Origin of the sequence: Streptomyces sp. NPDC021562, from assembly GCF_040640875.1 — a bacterium.
Taxonomy (GTDB): domain Bacteria; phylum Actinomycetota; class Actinomycetes; order Streptomycetales; family Streptomycetaceae; genus Streptomyces.
On record NZ_JBFACN010000021.1, the window covers coordinates 12,262 to 30,495 of the forward strand.

Here is an 18,234-nt window from a genome sequence, read left to right on the forward strand (position 1 = left end):
TCGCACGACCGGGGCCGTGGCGCTGGCCTGCATGAATCGACCAGTAGAATCCGTACACGTGACCTCTGCCGCAGCCGCCAAGCCCCGCATCCCCAACGTCCTCGCCGGACGCTACGCCTCCGCCGAGCTCGCCACGCTCTGGTCGCCCGAGCAGAAGGTGAAGCTGGAGCGGCAGCTCTGGCTCGCCGTGCTGCGGGCCCAGAAGGACCTCGGCATCGAGGTGCCGGACGAGGCGATCGCCGACTACGAGCGAGTCCTCGACACCGTCGACCTGGCCTCGATCGCCGAGCGCGAGAAGGTCACCCGGCACGACGTGAAGGCGCGGATCGAGGAGTTCAACGACCTCGCCGGGCACGAGCACGTGCACAAGGGCATGACCTCCCGTGACCTCACCGAGAACGTCGAGCAGCTGCAGATCCGGCTCTCGCTGGAGCTGGTGCGCGACCGTACGGTGGCCGTCCTGGCGCGGCTGGGCAGGCTGGCCGGCGAGTACGCCGAACTGGTGATGGCCGGCCGCTCCCACAACGTCGCCGCGCAGGCCACCACCCTCGGCAAGCGCTTCGCGACCGCCGCCGACGAACTGCTCGTGGCGTACGGCCGGGTCGAGGAGCTGCTCGGCCGCTACCCGCTGCGCGGCATCAAGGGCCCGGTCGGCACCGCCCAGGACATGCTGGACCTGCTCGGCGGCGACGCGGCGAAGCTGGCGGAGCTGGAGGACCGGATCGCCCGGCACCTGGGCTTCTCGCAGGCGTTCACGTCCGTCGGCCAGGTCTACCCGCGCTCCCTCGACTACGAGGTCGTGACCGCGCTGGTGCAGCTGGCGGCGGCCCCCTCCTCGCTCGCGAAGACGATCCGCCTGATGGCCGGGCACGAGCTGGTCACCGAGGGCTTCAAGCCGGGCCAGGTCGGCTCCTCCGCGATGCCGCACAAGATGAACACGCGGTCCTGCGAGCGCGTCAACGGCCTGATGGTGATCCTGCGCGGCTACGCCTCGATGACCGGCGAGCTGGCGGGCGACCAGTGGAACGAGGGCGACGTGTCCTGCTCGGTGGTGCGCCGGGTCGCCCTGCCGGACGCCTTCTTCGCGCTCGACGGCCTCCTGGAGACCTTCCTGACGGTCCTCGACGAGTTCGGGGCGTTCCCCGCCGTCATCGCGCGCGAACTGGACCGCTACCTCCCGTTCCTCGCCACCACCAAGGTGCTGATGGGCGCGGTGCGGGCGGGGGTCGGCCGCGAGGTGGCCCACGAGGCGATCAAGGAGAACGCGGTCGCCACCGCGCTCGCGATGCGCGAGCAGGGCGCCGAGCGCAACGACCTGCTCGACAAGCTGGCCGCCGACGAGCGGCTGCCGCTCGACCGTGAGCGGCTGGCGGCCCTGATGGCGGACAAGCTGTCCTTCACCGGCGCGGCGGCCGCCCAGGTCGGTGTCGTCGTCGGCCGCGTCGAGGAGATCGTCAAGCAGCACCCGGAGGCCGCGGGTTACGCCCCCGGGGCGATCCTCTGACCGGCCGGTCCCCCCGCTTCACCGCGGCCGAGCTGGAGGCCGCCCGCGACCGGCTCGTCCCGGACGTGATCGCGGACGGTCTCCAGGTGCTGTTCTGCGGCATCAACCCGGGCCTGATGACGGCGGCCACCGGCCACCACTTCGCCCGTCCCGGCAACCGCTTCTGGCCGGTGCTGCACCGTTCGGGTTTCACCCCGCGGCTGCTGAAGCCCGCGGAACAGGGTGAGCTGCTGTCGTACGGGCTCGGCATCACGAACGTGGTGGCGCGGGCCACCGCGCGCGCCGACGAGCTGACGGCCGAGGAGTACGTCGCGGGCGGGCAACTGCTGACGGCGAAGGTGACCCGGACCCGCCCGCGCTGGCTGGCGGTGGTGGGCGTCACGGCCTACCGTGCGGCGTTCGCCGACCGCGGGGCCCGGGTGGGCCCGCAGGAGCGGACGATCGGGGACACGCGCGTGTGGGTGCTGCCGAACCCCAGCGGGCTGAACGCCCACTGGACGACGGCGACGATGGCGGAGGAGTTCGCGCGGCTGCGGGACGCGGCACAGGACTAGGGTCCCTCGGATGACAGGCACTCGATCAGGTAGTCGCCCGTGTCCTCGTCCAGGGTCACGCCGTGGGTCTCGCTGCGGAAGCCGGGGAAACGGTGGTCGAAGGACTCCAGGGCGGTGAGGTAGCGCAGCAGCGGACCGTCGGGGGCGCCGGTGGACTCGCCGGGCATCAGGACCGGGATGCCCGGCGGGGTGACCGTCACCATGGCGGCGGCCACCCGGTCCGCCGCCTGCGAGATCCGGACCCGCTCGGTACCGCCGCGCACCAGCCGCTCGTAACAGTGCCGCGGTGCCGCCACGGGCTGCGGAAGCCGCTGGAACGCCGTGTCCAGCAGCTCCACCAGCCGTACCGAGCGCAACTGCTCGTGCATCTCCTGGCACAGCCCGCGCAGGGTCAGGCCCGCGTACCGGCGGGAGTGCGCGGCGGCGACCTCGGGCAGGACGCGCTCCAGCGGGGCCTCGGCGTCGTAGAGGGCCTTGAAATCGGTCAGGGCGTCCAGCAGGGTGCCCCACTTGCCCTTGGTGATGCCCATGGAGAACAGGATCAGCGTGGTGTAGCTGTCGGTCTTCTCCACCACGATCTTCCGGGTCGCCAGATAGGCGGTGAGCACCCGCGCCGGGACGCCCTCCTCGGCCATCTGACCGGTGGCGTCGATCCCCGGGCAGGTCAGCGTGACCTTGACCGGGTCCAGCATGCAGTGCCCGTCGGTCAGCCCGGGGAAGCCGTGCCAGTCGGCGCCGGGTTCCAGCAGCCAGCAGGACTGGTCGGTGCGCAGCAACTCCAGGGGTGCCTGGTCGAACGGCAGCCGCTCGCCGGTCGCCGGGTCGGCGACCGTGTCCGGCTGCCACACCCCGAAGAACCACGGCGGCCGGTCCCCGGCGCTCTCGATCCGCCGCCCCAGGCGCACCATCTCCTGGCGGAAGCGGATCGCCTCGGTCACCGCCTCGTCGATGAGCCACTCGCCCTGCGGGCCGTCCATCATCGCCGTCGCCACGTCGAGCGAGGCGATCATCGGGTAGTTGGGCGAGGTGGTGCCGTGCATCATCAGCGCCTCGTTGAACCGGTCGTGCTCCACCGGCGCCCGGGGCGCCGACCGGACGTGCACCATGGCGCTCTGCGAGAGCGCCGCCAGCAGCTTGTGCGTGGACTGGGTGGCGAACACGGTGGGTCGGTCCGGGCCGGGGAAGGACTCCTCGTCCACCGACATGCCGTACCGGCCCGCATAGAGCGGGTGGAAGCGGGCGTACGCGAACCACGCCTCGTCGAAGTGCACCCGGGGCGTGCTGGCGGCGAACGCGCGGGCGGTGGGTACGGCGTCGTAACTGAGGCCGTCGTACGTGGAGTTGGTGAACACCGCGTACTGCGGGTGGGGGGACACCGCGCCCTCGGTGAGGGGGTGTGCGGCGATCCGGGCGGCCACCGCGTCCGCGGCGGTCTCGGCCGGGGGCAGCGGTCCCGCCAGGCCGTAGCCGTTGCGGGTGGGGACCAGGAAGACCGGCCGGGCGCCGGAGACGACCAGGCCGTGCAGGACGGACTTGTGGCAGTTGCGGTCGACCAGCGCGATCTCGTCGCGGGTGACGCTGAAGTGGCCGACCAGGCGGTTGCACGTGGAGTCGCCGTGCAGCACGAAGTAGGTGAGGTCGGAGCCGAACACCCGGGCCGCGTTGCGCTCCGCCTCGCCGATGGGGCCGGTGTGCTCGAACAGCGAGCCCAGTTCCTCGACCGAGATCGACAGGTCGCTGCGCAGCAGCCGCTCGCCGAAGTAGTCGTGGAAGGCGCGTCCCGCGGGCGACTTGAGGAAGGCGACGCCGCCGGAGTGGGCCGGGGTGTGCCAGGAGTACTCGTGGGCGTCGTCGAAGCGGCGCAACGCCCGGAAGAACGGCGGCAGTACGGACTCCCGGTAGGCGCGGGCGGCGGCGGTGACCCGGCCCGCGATGAAACCGGGGGTGTCCTCCAGTGGCCAGACGTAGCCCACGACCGACTCGGACACCCACAGCGGCAGGTCCCAGGCCTGGTCGTCGGCCATCACCAGGAAGACCGGCAGGTCCCGGTACCGACGGCCGATCCGGCGCAGTACGGCGCCGCCGCCCGGGGTCCCGTCGAGGGTGCTGCCCGGCCGGACGAGCGCGCCGCCCGGCGCCGCGAGCGCGGTGCCGGGTCCGTCACCGGCGACGCACGGCAGGTCCCAGGCCACCACCGCCCCCGCCAGACCGGCCTCGGTGCGCAGCACCGCGTCCGCGTCCTGGGCGTTGACCGCCCAGCGGACCTCGAAGCCGCCCGCCTCGATCGCGTCCCGGATCTTCCGTAACTGCTCGGCGGCGGCGCCCTCGCTCCGCGGATGCTCCGGCACCGCGACCAGGATCCGACTGTCGGCCATACGTCTCCCACCTTCCAGCGGCCCCCGCGACCGCCCCCACGCCCCAGTGTCCGGACGCCACCCCGAAGAACTCCCGCCCCGCCCCGCCAAACCACCCTCGCGACGGAATCCACCACCCGTCCATTGACTTCCGTCTTTCGCGGGCCGTTGGGGCGGGCACTCGCCCGCGTCGGTGGTGGGGAAGTACGATCCGGCCAACACGCGGAGCTAGCTGGGAGGACGGACGTTGGCGGGGCTGACCGGCGGTGATCCGTCTCTGTTGCGGAGGATCAATTCCGCGGTGGTGCTGCACGCGCTGCGGGCCACGGACTGCGCGACGCTCACCGAGATCACCCGGGTGACCGGGCTGTCCAGGCCGACGGTGGAGGGCGTTGTCGAGGGGCTGATCGAAGCCGGTCTGGTCGTGGAGAAGGCCGCCGACGAGGGCGCCGCACGACGGCAGGGGCGGCCCGCGAGGCGGTTCCGGTTCCGGGCCGAGGCAGGGCACCTGCTCGGCCTGGAGATCGGCCCGCACCGCGTCGCGGCGCTCCTCGCCGACCTGGACGGCCGGGTGCTGGGCGCCCAGGCCAAGGAGGTCGACGAGACGGCCGACGCGGACGAGCGCCTGGAGCGGCTGCGCACCGCGGTCGCCGAGTTGCTGCGCCGGGCCGGGGTGGCGCGCAGTTCGCTGCGCGCCGTCGGGGTCGGCACGCCGGGGATCGTCGAGGCGGACGGCAGGGTGCGGCTGGGCACCGCACTGCCGGAGTGGACGGGGCTGCGGCTCGGCGAGCGGCTCAGCCGGTCCTTCAAGTGCCCGGTCCTCGTGGAGAACGACGCCAACGCGGCGGCCGTGGCCGAGCACTGGAAGGGTGCCGCCACCGAGTCCGACGACGTGGTGATGGTGCTGGCCGGGCTCAGCCCGGGCGCCGGTTCGCTGATCGGCGGGCGGCTGCACCGCGGTTACGGCGGTGCGGCCGGCGAGATCGGCGCCCTGCATCTGCTGGGCCGGGAGGTGACCCCGGAGACGCTGCTGTCGACCACCGACGAACCGCTGCACCCCCTGGACGAGCAGGCGGTCGCCGAGGTGTTCGCGCTGGCCCGGAAGGGGGACGCGCGGGCGCGGGCCGCCGTCGACCGGTTCATACAGCGGCTGGTCCACGACGTGGCCGCACTGGTGCTGGCGCTCGACCCGGAGCTGGTGGTGATCGGCGGCTGGGCGGCGGGGCTCGACGGGGTCCTGGAGCCGCTGCGCCGCGAACTCGCCCGCTACTGCCTGCGCCCGCCCAGGGTGGCCCTCTCCGTCCTCGGCGAAGCGGCGGTCGCGACCGGCGCGCTGCGGCTCGCCCTGGACCACGTGGAGGAACAGCTCTTCGCCGTCGACGGCACGGTCACCGCCCGGCGGTGACCGGCAGGGGGACGGCGGGCGGGTGCCCTGGAACGCGTCGCGCCCCGGAAGGGTTCCGGGGCGCGACGGGTCGTTCTGGGAGCTGTCGCTAGGAGGCCTGGCGTTCCGGGCCGTGGTGGATCTCCACGCCGCCGGAGTCGCCGAAGGTGAGCCGGCAGGTGTCCGCGCGGTAGGTGGCGACGGACAGGGCGGCGGTGCGGCCGGCCGCGAGGAAGCGGGTCGTGACGACCAGGACCGGGGCGCCCGGCAGACGGTCGAGTTCCTTGGCGTCGTCCGCGCGGGCCGACCCGAGTTCCACGGCGCTGTCCCGGCCTTCCAGCTCCAGGCGCTGCAGCTCGCGCAGCACCGCACGCGCGCGTGCCGATCCGGCGGGCGCGTCGATCGCCGTCAGGTCCGGGACCGAGGACGCCGGGACGTAGAGCAGCTCGGCGGCGACAGGCTGCCCGTGGGAGACCCGGGAGCGCCGCACGACGTGCACGGGTTCGTCCGCGCCGCTGTCCAGGGCCGCGGCGACGGCGGCCGGCGGCGGCGCGAGGGTGCAGTCGACGGGCTGCCAGGCATCGTCGGGAGCGCCCGGCCAGGTGGGCTGGTCGGTGCCCACCGCCACGCCCACGCGCGGCGGCGCGACGGTCGTACCGACACCCCGGCGACGCTGGAGGCGGCCCTCCAGTTCGAGCTGTTCGAGGGCCTGGCGGAGGGTGGCACGGGCCACTCCGAAACGGGCGGCGAGGTCGCGCTCGTTGGGCAGGATCTCGCCGACCGAGAACTCCGAGTCGAGTGCCTCACTGAGCACGGTCTTGAGATGCCAGTACTTCGGTTCCGGCACCGTTTCCAGCTGCGTGGTCCCCACCCTGTCCTCCGCAATCGCCGTGGTCCGGCGGCGTTTTAGCGCCCTTGTTTATTAAAGGTTGTTGCACTTATCTGCGACCATAGGGCGGCGCACACCCTTGGTCAATACCAATCCTCGATCCCCGGCGACCGCACTGCGACGACGCCGCGGAGCGTTCACGAGGCGTTCGCGCGGGGTGGTTCTCGTGACATGGCGGCAAAGCTCCCGTCGTACTGCGGGAGCCGCGTGGCAGGGGGGTCAGCCGAGCGGGACCGACCGCAGTTTGTCGGGGTTGCGAATGATGTGGACGGCCCGGACCAGGCCGTCGGCGACGTCCAGCTGGACCACGCTGTTCAGCTCCCCCGCGGCCAGCAGAAGCACGGCCGGACCGCCGTTGACCTCGAGGAAGCGGTAGGACAGCTCCGCCTCCCGCTTGTGGACCACGGCGACGACGAACCGGCCCACCTTCGCGGGGCTGACGATGACGCGCAGCGCCGCCGTCGCCTTGCCGCCGCCGTCGCTCACCAGGCGGACGTCCGGCGCGAGCAGGGACATCAGCCCCTCCAGGTCGCCCTCGGCCGCCGCGGCGAGGAACCGTTCGGTCAGGTCCCGGCGCTGCGCCGGGTCGACCTCGTAGCGCGGCCGGCGTTCGTCGACGTGGCGCCGGGCGCGTCCGGCGAGCTGGCGCACCGCCGCCTCGCCCCGGTCGAGCATGGCGGCGATCTCGGCGTGCGGGTAGCCGAAGGCCTCGCGCAGGACGAACACGGCGCGTTCCAGGGGCGACAGGGATTCGAGGACGACGAGGACGGCGAGCGAGACGGAGTCGGTCAGCTCGGCACGTTCCGCGGTGTCGGGGGCGGTGCTGCCGAAGTCGGTGACGTACGGCTCGGGCAACCAGGGGCCGACGTAGATCTCGCCGCGCGCCCGGATCTGGCGGAGCCGGTCGATGGCGAGCCGGGTGGTGACGCGCACCAGGTAGCCGCGCGGTTCGCGGACCTCGCCGCGGTCGCCGCCGGACCAGCGCAGCCAGGCCTCCTGGACCACGTCCTCCGCGTCGGCCACCCGGCCGAGCATGCGGTAGGCGACTCCCATGAGCACGGGACGGTGTTCCTCGAAGACGTCGGTGAGGGTGTCGGCGGTCACGGCCCCCATACCATCCGACACGTCCCCGGCCTGTCCAGCCGTAATCGGACCGTCCGGCGGGCGCCGCGCCCAGAATGGTCCGCGGGGCACAGGGGCGTCGGCCACGGAGACGCGACACACCTCACCGGGGACTACCCGCCGGTAGCAATTGCTGACAAGCTGTCTACGGAGTCGACGAAGCCGCCAGCCCCGCCAGACGAGGAGCCTCCATGTCCGCCACCGTCTCCTTCAAGGTCGCGACCCCGCACGGTCAGCGGGACGTGACCGTCGCCTACACGCGCGTGGGCCGCGGTGAGCCCCTGGTCCTGATCCACGGGATAGGGCATCACCGGCAGGCCTGGGACCCGGTGGTGGACATCCTCGCGACCGAGCGGGACGTGATCGCCGTGGATCTGCCCGGCTTCGGCGCCTCCCCCGGCCTGCCCGACGGCCTCAGGTACGACCTCCCGACGACCAACGTGGTGCTGGGCGCCCTGTTCGAGGCGCTGGGGCTGGACCGGCCCCATGTGGCGGGCAACTCGCTCGGCGGGCTGCTGGCGCTGGAACTGGGCCGCGAGAAGCTCGTACGGTCCGTCACCGCGCTCTCCCCCGCCGGGTTCTGGTCGCAGGCCGAGCGGCGCTACGCCTTCGGGGTGCTCATCGCCATGCGGCGGATCGCGGAGCGCCTGCCGCTGCCGCTCGTCGAACGGCTGTCCCGGACGGCCGCCGGGCGGACGGCCCTGACGAGCACCATCTACGCCCGTCCGGCGCGCCGTTCGCCCGAGGCCGTGGTCGCCGAGACCCTCGCCCTCGCACGGGCCACCGGGTTCGCGGACACCCTGCGGGCGGGCTCCCTGGTCCAGTTCACCGACGACATCCCCGGCGTCCCGGTGACGGTGGGCTGGGGCACCCGGGACCTGCTGCTGGTGCGCCGCCAGGGCGTCCGCGCCAAGCAGATCATCCCCAAGGCCCGGCTGATCCGGCTGCCCGGCTGCGGCCACTGCCCGATGAACGACGACCCCGCGCTGGTCGCCCGGGTCATCCTGGACGGCAGCCGCTGACGAACGGGCCCCCGAAACAGCCCGCATCCCACCCGCATCCGGGCCCCGGCTGTGGCGGGCGGTTCCCGGTGGGTGCCGTCCGGGGCCCGGCCAGTGTTCACCCGCGGTTTCCGTGTGCGCTGCGGCGCACCAGTAGTTGTGGCGGTGCACATTGGCCGGATCCCGTCCTGGAGGCCCTTCCCATGTCCCTTCCGCTCCCCGGCCGTCGCAGCGTGCTGCGCGGCTCCCTCGCCGCGTCGGCGGCCCTGGCCCTGCCCACCGCGCTCGGTTCCGCGCCGGCGTTCGCCCTGTCCGGGCGGCCCCGCGCCGACTGGGGCGTGCAGGCGGGCGACGTGACGGCCGACTCCGGTCTGGTGTGGGTCCGTTCGGACCGGCCGGCCCGCATGATCGTGGAGACCTCCGCCACCGAGTCGTTCCGGGGCGCCCGCAGGTGGCACGGCCCGCTGCTGGGGGCGGGCAGCGACTTCACCGGCACCACCCGGCTGCACGGCCTGCCGTCCGGCGAGCAGATCCACTACCGCGTGCTGCTCGCCGACCCCGACGACCCGCGCCGCACCGGCCAGCCGGTCACCGGCACCTTCCGCACCGCGTCCACGCGCCGCCGCCAGGGCGTGCGGTTCGTGTGGTCCGGCGACCTGGCCGGGCAGGGCTGGGGCATCAACGAGTCCATCGGCGGCTACCGCATCTTCGACGCGATGGCGAAGCTGGACCCCGACTTCTTCCTGTGCAGCGGCGACAACATCTACGCCGACGGCGTGATCCCCTCGACGCAGGCGCTGCCCGACGGCAGCCTGTACCGCAACGTCACCAGTGAGGCGAAGTCGCACGTCGCGGTCACCCTGGACGACTTCCGCGGCAACTTCCGCTACAACCTGCTCGACCAGGCGCTGCGCAGGTTCAACGCCCAGGTCCCGAACATCATCCAGTGGGACGACCACGAGGTCCGCAACAACTGGTACCCGGGCGAGGTCATCGGCACCGGCACCCCCTACCCGGCCGGCACCAGGCTGAACGACATGGCGGCGCGCTCGCGGCGGGCGTTCTCCGAGTACTTCCCGATCTCCACGATCAGCGGGCGCCCCGACGGCCGGATCTACCGGGTCCACCACCACGGCCCGCTCCTCGACGTGTTCGTGCTGGACATGCGGACCTACCGCGACGCGAACTCGCCCGACGACCGGACGACCGACCCGCAGGGCATCCTCGGCGCCGAGCAGTTGGAGTGGCTGAAGCGGGAACTGTCCCGGTCGCGTGCGGTGTGGAAGGTCATCGCCGCCGACATGCCGCTCGGTCTGGTCGTGCCCGACCCGGTCGAGGGCAAGCCGAACTTCGAGGCCGTCGCCCAGGGCGACCCGGGCGCGCCGCTCGGCCGTGAGCTGCAGATCGCGGAGCTGCTGCGGTACGTCAAGCACCGGAGGATCACCGGCACGGTGTGGCTGACGGCCGACGTCCACCACACCTCGGCGCAGCACTACGACCCGTCGCGGGCCGCGTTCAAGGACTTCGCCCCGTTCTGGGAGTTCGTCTCGGGCCCGCTGAACGCCGGCGCCTTCCCAGCCAGCGCGCTGGACGGCACGTTCGGCCCCGACCGGGTGTTCGTCAAGGCGCCGACCACAGCGAACGTGTCCCCCGCCGAGGGTTACCAGTTCTTCGGCGAGGTCGACATCGACGGCGACTCCGGCGAGCTGACGGTGCGGCTGCGCGAGTACGACGGGACGGTGCTGTTCACCCGGACGCTGCAGCCGGGCCGGGTCGGCCAGTAACTCCCGTACGCTTTTCACAGGGCCGCGCTCCGGCGTCATCCCCCGGGGCGCGGCCCTGCCGCATGCTCGGCCGGGTGTTCCACCGCACCGTGAACTCGTCGCTGACAACCGGCATTTCTGCAGCTCAGGGCGATTGTCAGTGGGCGCCTCTACGGTTTTCCCATGACGCGATCTTCACAGGCCGTGGCCTATCGCCAACCCTCCGTGCTGCGCTCCGCGGCCGACGGACGCCGCCTCGGGCTCGAGACCTCCCGGGGCGCGACGCCCACCGGCGTGGCGGACCATCCGCGGTTCTTCACGGGTTTCCTGACCTCTCCTCAGGTGGCGGCCGCGGGGCTGCTCGCGGTGGCCGACGTGGCGGCGGCGCGGTACTACCAGCCGCAGCTGCGCGCCTCACTGGACCCGGTGGTCACGGGAAACGGCGACCGGCTGCGCTTCGAGTCCTTCTCGGGCTGCGGCGGGGTGTACGCCCGCCTGGACGTCCTCGGCCCCGGCCTGGACGGCGGCGAGGTGGGGCACGGCACGACGAACGTCGACGTCAACAACCCGCTGCGGGAGGCGCTTTCCCGGATCGGCACCGACGATCCGCTGCACCTCCGGGTCGGCCCGGAAGAGCTGGCGGTCACCACGCTGGACGGCCCGGTGGTGGAGAAGAAGGTGCCGCTCCCGGACCGCTGGCTGCGCGGCTTCGCGGAGGCACAGGTCATAGCGGCCGGGTTCGAGCTGCGGGCCGAGCTGCCGGCCGCGGAGGCGGTGCGGTTCCTGCGCTCGCTGTCCCGCGCCGGCACCGGACGCCGGGGCGCGGCCGGGCCCGGCTGGGTGGTGCCGGTGGGCCGAGGGCTGCGGCCGACGACCCGCCCGGTGCCCGGCGCGGTGTGTCTGCCGGGCCCGGAGCGGCTGGCCGCGCTCCAGCGCGTCCTGCGCCATGCGAAAGCGCTGCGGGTCTACGGCCCGCAGGGCGCCCTCGCCGCCGCCGGTACGGCCGCCGCCTGGGAGGTGGTCCTGCCGGGCATGCGGCTCACGCTGACCCTGTCGCCGGACGCCGCCCGCGGGTTCTCCGGCGAGGGCGGTGTGCTGGACGCGCTCGCCACCGACGAGGCCGGCGAGGACGCGGAGCTGATCGCGGTGCTGCTGGCCTGGGAGCCCCGGGTGGACGTCGCCGACCTGGCCGCGTCCTCGGGGCTCAGCGCGCAGCGGGTGCGCGCGGCGCTGGTCCGCCTCGGCACCTCGGGACGGGTCGGCTACGACACGGCGGAGGCCGCCTACTTCCACCGTGAACTGCCCTACGACGCCGGGCGGGTGGAGCGGCACAACCCCCGGCTGAGGTCGGCCCGGGCGCTGGTGGCCGCGGGCGCGGTGACCGTGGCCGGAGCCGTGGGCACGGTGACGGCCGAGGACGGTCATGTGCACCGGGTACGGGATGCGGCGGGGGTGCTGAGCTGCAGCTGCCTGTGGTGGGCGACGTACCGGGGCGGGCGGGGGCCGTGCAAGCACGCCCTGGCGGTACGGATGGTGCGCAGGGGCGCCGCGACGGCGGCGGACGGGACCGGCGGGACCGGGACGGGGCAGGGCGTCGCCGGACAGGGCGTGGCAGGGCAGGGCTTGGCGGGGATCGGCGGGGGTGCGCGATGAGTGCGGTGCTGGAAGCGGTACGGGCGGGGCGGACCGGCGAGACCGAGCTGCTGCTGAGGAAGCTCACGGGAGCCGAACGGCGGGCGCTGCTCCCCGAGTTGCAGAAGGTGCGCAAGGAGATCCGGGCCACCTCGTGGGAGGAGCGGGACGCGCGCGTGTACCCGGCGCTGCAGGTGGCCGGGGCGATGTGCCACTCGGGAGCCGCCGCGGCGGCGGCCTGGATCGCCGGGGCCGACATGCGCTGGCGGCGGGCGCCGGTGGAGACCCTGCTCAAGGCGCTGGCGGACCGGGACACCGGCTGGCAGGCGGACGTGGCCCGTCGCCTGGCCGCACGGCCGGTCTCGGCGGACGTCCCCTTCGAGCTGATGGCGGGGCTGGTGCGCCGCTCGGGGTGCGAGGTCCCGGTCACCGACGCCTACGTGGTCGGCTGGGTACGGCACGTGGGGCACACCTGGGGGCGCGTCCCCCTCGTCGACCGGCTGCGGGCCGAGCCCGACCTGCGGGTGCTGGTGCGCGGGCTGTTCGAGTTGTCCGATCTCGCGGAGGTGCGCTGGCTGTTCGGCGACGGCCCCGGGTCGTGGCAGAGCACGCTCGCCGAGCTCGCCCACGCGGGCACCCTGGACCGGGCGGCGCTCCTCGACGCCTGCGTCGCCCGGCTGCTGCGCGGTGGCGGCCCGACCGACCACCGGGTCTTCCTGCCGCTGCTGGTCCAGCTCGCCCCGACCCGGGACGAGGAGCGCGAACGGGTCGCCGACTGGACGGCCCTGGCCCGTGACGCCGCCTCACCGGTCGCCGGGCACGCCCAGAAGGTGCTCGCCGCGCTCGCCCTCGACGGCGATCTCACCCCGCGGCAGCTGGCCGAGGCCTCCGAAGGGCTGCTGTTCCGTGCCGAGAAGAAGCTGGTGCGGGCTCAGTTGGTGCTGCTCGGCAAGGTGCTCGCTCGTGACGCCTCCGCGGCCCCGCTGCTGCTGTCTGCCGTCGCCCAGGCCTTCGGGCACGAGGACACCCAGGTGCAGGAGCGGGCGCTGAAGCTGGTGGAGCGGCACGCCGGGCGGCTCGTCGACGATCTCGCGGCGCGGTCCGAGGTCGCCGACGCGGTGGGGCGGTTGAGTCCGGCCCTGCGCGTCCGGGCGGCCGGTGCGCTGGGCGTCGTGCCCGCGCCGGGACCCGAGGCGTACGAGGAGGTGCTGCCACCGGTTCCGGAGCCGCTGCGGCTCGCGCCGGCGCCGGAGTCGGCGGAGGAAGTCGCCGAGGAGGTGGGCGCGCTGCTGGCGGCCGGCGGAGACGTGGCGGCGTTCGAGCGGACGCTGGACGGTCTGGTCCGGCACGCCCACCGGGACCAGGACGCCTTGCGGGAGGCGCTCGAACCGACGGTGGCCGGCCGTTGGTGGCGGCAGCCCGAGGCGCATCGCCGGTGGGACGCCGACGAGTACTTCGGCCCCACCCGGCGCGGACTCCTCGACCCGGAGGACGGCCTGGAACTGCTCCTGGCCACCCTGTACGGAGTGGTGAGCACGGCCACCCTGCTCGCGGCCGTGCAGCGCGGCCCGGCCGATCACCAGTGCCCGCGCCACGGGTTCTCGCGCGTCCTCGACGTCCGGTTCCGCGAACTGGCCTACCGGATACGGACGGATCCGCAGCCGCTGCTGCTGGCCACCCCGACGTGGAGCACCGGGCTGCTGGAGCCGGACGAGCTCGTCGACCGGCTCGACACCTGTCGCCGCCTCGGCACGCGGGTGGGCGACGCCGACTTCGCGCAGGCGCTGCTGCGGGTGCGGCGCGAGGACCGTGCGGCGGCCCTGGCGGCCGCCGGGCGGGCGAGGGGACTCGGCACGCCGGAGGGTGAGCGCCTCGCGCGCCGGCTGTCCGCCGGGGGACCCGCCCTGCCCACCTGTGACCGCCGTGCGTCGGGTCCCCGGATCCTGGTCGAATCGGGTGAGGTCCTGGACCTCCAGCAGGACTTCCCGGAGGCGTTCCGGCGGCTGGGCCGGCCGGTCACCGTCTCCGAGCGGTTCCGGTACTGCTACCACGGGGGTCGGGAGGACCACGCGACCTGGCTGGCCACCCTGCCGGAACAACGCGAACTGGTGGCGGTACGGCTGATGCCCGACCTCGCCGAGGCCGCCGTGGACGACCAGCGGGGCATGGCCGCCGTGCTCCCGCTGCTCGCCGAGGCCGGCGGCACGGCCGGCGAGAGCACGCATCTGTGCGTGGCCTACGGCCTGGGCGCCCGGCACCCCGAGGACCGGCTGGCCGCGGTGGACGCGCTGCTGGTGCTCGCGGCACGCGGGCAGCTGGACGCGGAGCGGCTGGGTGCCGACCTCGGCCAGCTGGTCCGGCGCGGCGCGGTGAAGCCGCTGCGGCTGGCCGAGTCGGCGCGGACGGCGGCGGCCACCGGGGCGAACGCGACCATCTGGGAGATGCTCCGGCACGCCCTGCCCGTGCTGCTCGCCGACCTGGCGACCGCGGGGACCTCCGGCTCGGCGCGTGGGCTCGGGGAACTGCTCTCCATCGCCGCCGAGTGCGCCGAGCGGTCGGGGGCGCACGGCGACCTGCCCCATCTCTCCCGGGCGGCGGCACGGCGCGGCTCGTCCCGGCTGGCGGTGCAGGCCCGTCGGCTGCGGGACGCGCTGGCCGGGCCGATGGCAGCCTGAGGGGTAATAAAAATATCAACAAAAGGAACATAACCATGCTTTACCGATCGGTCACAGGGCGTTCGCGATCACGCAACACCTTTCCTTCACAGTGGCTGCATGAATCGAGACATGTCTGATGTGACACGCACGAGGAACGGACGCCCCGTGCACCACTGGCGACGGGACGTCGTCGAACTGGCCGCGCTGTTCACGGCGGTGGCGGTCGCGGACGGGGTGGCCAACCTGGTCGGGCACGGGCCGGACGGTCCGGTGCTGCTGGTCGTCTCGGCGCTGGTGCTGGCGGCGACCGCGGGCTTCCACGTCTGGTGGGCGAGGCGCCCAGGTCACGCACCGCCGGTGCCGGACACCGATACCGGCGCCCGGCCGACCGTCGACGCGACGGGACAGGCCGGGCCCGATGCGCAGGCCCCGGCGGCCGGGGGAACGCCCGCCACGCTGTGGCGGTTGCGCACGACGGTGCGGGACGAACCCGGTTCGCTGGCCGCGCTGTGCACCGCGCTCGCCGCGCACCGGGTGGACATCCTGAGCCTGCAGACGCATCCGCTGGCCGACGGCACCGTGGACGAGTTCCTGCTGCGGGGCCCCGGGGAGCTGACCGCGGCCGAGATCACCCGGGCACTCGCGCTGGCCGGGGGCACGGACACCTGGATCGAGCGGGCCGACACGCACGATCTGGTGGACGCCCCGACCCGGGTGCTGGGCCTGGCCACCCGCACGGCGTTGGACGCGGCGGAACTTCCGCTGGCCCTCCGGCAGTTGTTGGGACGGTGCACGATCCGCTCGCTCCCCGCCCATCCGGTGGGCGGGGCCCGGCGCCCCGAGGCGGTTCCCGTCGAGGGAGTGCTGGAGGACACCGTGATGCGGCTGCGTGCGCCGGAAGGCGGAGTGATCACCGTGGAGCGGCCGTATCTGCCCTTCACGCCCACCGAGTTCGCGCGGGCGAGGGCGCTGGTGGAGCTGGACGCCCGGCTCGGACCGCGTATCCCGCACGGCCAGGACGTGCTCACGCTGCCGGAGGGGGAAGCGATCACCGTGCGGCGTGCCGACACGGGTGACCTGGAGGCGGCCAAGGCGATGCACGAGCGTTGCTCGGCGCGGACCCTGGGACTGCGGTACCACGGCCCCGTAGGGGACGCGGACCGCTATCTGAACCACCTCCTGAGCCCCCGGTTCGGCCGGACGCTCGCGGTGGGGACCGCGTCGGGGCGCATCGTGGGACTCGGGCATCTGCTCTGGGACGGGGACGAGACGGAGGTGGCGCTGCTCGTCGAGGACGACTGGCAGCGGCGGGGCATCGGCGGGGAGTTGCTGAGCCGGTTGGTGGGGATGGCGGTCGAGGCGGGCTGCGAGAGCGTGTACGCGGTGACGCAGGCGTCCAACACCGGGATGGTGGCCGCGATGCGGGCACTGGGGCTGCCGCTCGACTACCAGATCGAGGAGGGGACGCTGGTCATCACCGCTCGGCTGGACGCCGTAGGGGTCGCGACGTGGCTCTCCGGTGCGGGTGAGCCGGGGAGGACCGAAGCGCCGTAGGGCCGGGGACCGCGGTGCCGCCCCCGGCCTCCGGTTGGGGGCGGCACCCCGGCGCCCCGGGCGGGGCGCTACCGCCGCCCCAGTGCCCGGTCCAGGTCGGACCACAGGTCGTCCACGTCCTCCAGGCCCACCGACAGGCGCAGCAGCCGGTCGCTCACGCCGGCCGCTCTGCGGTCACCCGCGGCCACGATGCGGTGGCTGATCGACGCCGGGTGCTGGATGAGGGTGTCCACGCTGCCCAGGCTGACGGCCGGGGTGATCAGCTCCACCCGGGAGACGACCTCGTGGGGGTCGCCGTGCACCTCGAAGGCGATCATCGCGCCGCCGAGCCGTGGGTAGTGGACACGGGCCACGCGGGGGTCGGCGGTGAGCCGGCGGGCGAGTTCGGCGGCGTTGGCGGAGGCGGCGCGGACCCGAACCGGGAGGGTGGACAGGCCGCGCAGCAGCAGATAGCCGGCCAGCGGGTGCAGCACGCCGCCGGTCGCGAACCGTGTCTTGCGCAGCTGCCCGGCGAACTCCTCGTCGCAGGCGACCACCCCGGCCAGCACGTCGCCGTGGCCGCCGAGGTACTTGGTCGCGCTGTGCAGCACCAGACGTGCGCCGAGTTCGGCGGGGCGCTGCAGGACGGGAGTGGCGAAGGTGTTGTCGGCGAGCAGCGGGACCGTGCCGCAGGCGTGGGCGACGGCGCGCAGGTCCAGTTCGGCCAGTGTCGGGTTGGCCGGGGACTCGACCAGCACCAGGCCGGTGTCGGGACGCAACGCGTCGGTGATGCCCGCCGGGTCGGTCCAGGTGACCTCGGTGCCGAGGAGACCGGCGGTGAGGAGGTGGTCGCTGCACCCGTACAGGGGCCGTACGGCGACGACATGGCGCAGGCCCGCGGAGGCGCGGGCGAGCAGGACCGCGGACAGGGCGGCCATGCCGCTGGCGAAGGCCACCGCGGACGCGGTGCCTTCGAGGCGGGCCAGGGCCGTCTCGAAGCGGGCGACCGTCGGATTGCCCAGGCGCCCGTATACCGGGGGCCCGGTGGGGTCCGCGCCGTCGGTGGCGAAGGCGTCGATGCGGGCGGCCTCGGCACGGCTGTCGTAGGACGGGTAGGTGGTGGACAGGTCGATCGGCGGGGCGTGCAGTCCCTGCCGGGCGAGATCGTCGCGGCCGGCGTGCACCGCCTCGGTGGCCAGGGCGCGCCGGGGGCGGGCCGCCGCCGCGGCCGCCGTTCCCGCCGTTCCCCTGCTTGCTGTGTCCGTACTTGCTGTGTCCATGGCCGAAGGGTGAACAGGGAGCGGGCCGGTCGCGTCGAACGCCGTGCTACGTTCGGCACATGGCCGATTCCGTCGTACTGGATCCGGTGGACCTGCATCTGCTGCGGCTGCTTCAGAACGACGCCCGGACCACCTACCGCGATCTCGCCGCCCAGGTGGGCGTGGCGCCGTCGACCTGCCTGGACCGGGTGGCGCGGCTGCGCCGCTCGGGGGTGATCCTCGGGCACCGGCTGGAACTCGATCCGGCCAAACTCGGGCGCGGCCTCGAAGCGCTGCTCTCGGTGCAGGTCAGGCCGCACCGGCGGGAGTTGGTGGGCCCGTTCGTGGAGCGGATCCGGGCGTTGCCGGAGTCGCGTACGGTGTTCCATCTGACCGGTCCCGACGACTACCTGGTCCAGGTGGCCGTGGCGGACATGACGGACCTGCAGCGCCTGGTCCTGGACGAGTTCACGTCCCGCCGGGAAGTGGCCCGGGTGGAGACCCGGCTGATCTTCCAGCGGTGGGACTGCGGACCGCTGCTCCCGCCTACGCCGTCAGCTCAATCCCAGTGACGCGCGGCGG

Annotated in this window: 13 protein-coding genes; 9 read left to right on the plus strand and 4 right to left on the minus strand. The window is 73.8% G+C overall.

Annotated elements, in window-relative coordinates:
• Nucleotides 1–31 precede the first annotated feature (31 nt).
• Entirely contained in the window at nt 32–1,504 is a 1,473-nt protein-coding gene (gene purB / locus AB0G52_RS28930; RefSeq protein ID WP_361340125.1) for an adenylosuccinate lyase, read from the plus strand.
• Between the two features lie 65 nt (nt 1,505–1,569).
• On the plus strand, nt 1,570–2,058 hold the full coding sequence (gene mug, locus AB0G52_RS28935; RefSeq protein ID WP_207921659.1) for a G/U mismatch-specific DNA glycosylase: 489 nt from the start codon (nt 1,570–1,572) through the stop codon (nt 2,056–2,058).
• On the opposite strand, the gene AB0G52_RS28940 is transcribed toward mug, so the two are convergent.
• Complete coding sequence (locus tag AB0G52_RS28940; RefSeq protein WP_361340128.1) at nt 2,055–4,433, minus strand: Orn/Lys/Arg decarboxylase N-terminal domain-containing protein; 2,379 nt, start codon at nt 4,431–4,433, stop codon at nt 2,055–2,057. The genes mug and AB0G52_RS28940 overlap by 4 nt on opposite strands.
• 226 nt (nt 4,434–4,659) lie before the next feature.
• Between AB0G52_RS28940 and AB0G52_RS28945 the strand changes: the two genes are divergently transcribed.
• Nucleotides 4,660–5,817 carry an ROK family transcriptional regulator gene (locus AB0G52_RS28945; RefSeq protein ID WP_132887833.1) on the plus strand — a complete coding sequence of 386 codons (1,158 nt, stop codon included), beginning with the start codon at nt 4,660–4,662 and terminating at the stop codon, nt 5,815–5,817.
• Nucleotides 5,818–5,905: 88 nt separating this feature from the next.
• On the opposite strand, the gene AB0G52_RS28950 is transcribed toward AB0G52_RS28945, so the two are convergent.
• Both AB0G52_RS28950 and AB0G52_RS28955 read right to left on the minus strand, forming a co-directional pair.
• Nucleotides 5,906–6,667 (minus strand): GntR family transcriptional regulator, encoded by a 762-nt coding sequence (locus tag AB0G52_RS28950; protein WP_132887832.1) that lies wholly within the window; start codon nt 6,665–6,667, stop codon nt 5,906–5,908.
• Nucleotides 6,668–6,904: 237 nt separating this feature from the next.
• Nucleotides 6,905–7,789, minus strand: coding sequence for an RNA polymerase sigma-70 factor (locus tag AB0G52_RS28955; protein WP_132887831.1), 885 nt, complete (start codon nt 7,787–7,789; stop codon nt 6,905–6,907).
• A gap of 209 nt (nt 7,790–7,998) precedes the next feature.
• Between AB0G52_RS28955 and AB0G52_RS28960 the strand changes: the two genes are divergently transcribed.
• The 5 genes from AB0G52_RS28960 (at nt 7,999) to AB0G52_RS28980 (ending at nt 16,414) form a co-directional block, all read left to right on the plus strand.
• Entirely contained in the window at nt 7,999–8,829 is an 831-nt protein-coding gene (locus AB0G52_RS28960; RefSeq protein ID WP_132887830.1) for an alpha/beta hydrolase, read from the plus strand.
• Between the two features lie 182 nt (nt 8,830–9,011).
• Nucleotides 9,012–10,592 (plus strand): alkaline phosphatase D family protein, encoded by a 1,581-nt coding sequence (locus tag AB0G52_RS28965; protein ID WP_132887829.1) that lies wholly within the window; start codon nt 9,012–9,014, stop codon nt 10,590–10,592.
• A 162-nt stretch (nt 10,593–10,754) separates the two neighbouring features.
• Nucleotides 10,755–12,224 (plus strand): SWIM zinc finger family protein, encoded by a 1,470-nt coding sequence (locus AB0G52_RS28970; RefSeq protein ID WP_132887828.1) that lies wholly within the window; start codon nt 10,755–10,757, stop codon nt 12,222–12,224.
• Complete coding sequence (locus tag AB0G52_RS28975) at nt 12,221–14,878, plus strand: DUF6493 family protein (protein WP_132887827.1); 2,658 nt, start codon at nt 12,221–12,223, stop codon at nt 14,876–14,878. Before AB0G52_RS28970 ends, AB0G52_RS28975 begins: the two co-directional genes overlap by 4 nt.
• Before the next feature lie 111 nt (nt 14,879–14,989).
• On the plus strand, nt 14,990–16,414 hold the full coding sequence (locus AB0G52_RS28980; protein ID WP_361340134.1) for a GNAT family N-acetyltransferase: 1,425 nt from the start codon (nt 14,990–14,992) through the stop codon (nt 16,412–16,414).
• Between the two features lie 68 nt (nt 16,415–16,482).
• Here the strand turns inward: AB0G52_RS28980 and AB0G52_RS28985 are convergent, their stop codons facing one another.
• Complete coding sequence (locus AB0G52_RS28985; RefSeq protein WP_361340137.1) at nt 16,483–17,673, minus strand: PLP-dependent transferase; 1,191 nt, start codon at nt 17,671–17,673, stop codon at nt 16,483–16,485.
• Between the two features lie 59 nt (nt 17,674–17,732).
• Between AB0G52_RS28985 and AB0G52_RS28990 the strand changes: the two genes are divergently transcribed.
• Nucleotides 17,733–18,224, plus strand: a complete 492-nt coding sequence (locus AB0G52_RS28990) for an Lrp/AsnC family transcriptional regulator (protein WP_132887826.1) — start codon at nt 17,733–17,735, stop codon at nt 18,222–18,224.
• The last annotated feature ends 10 nt before the right edge of the window (nt 18,225–18,234 follow it).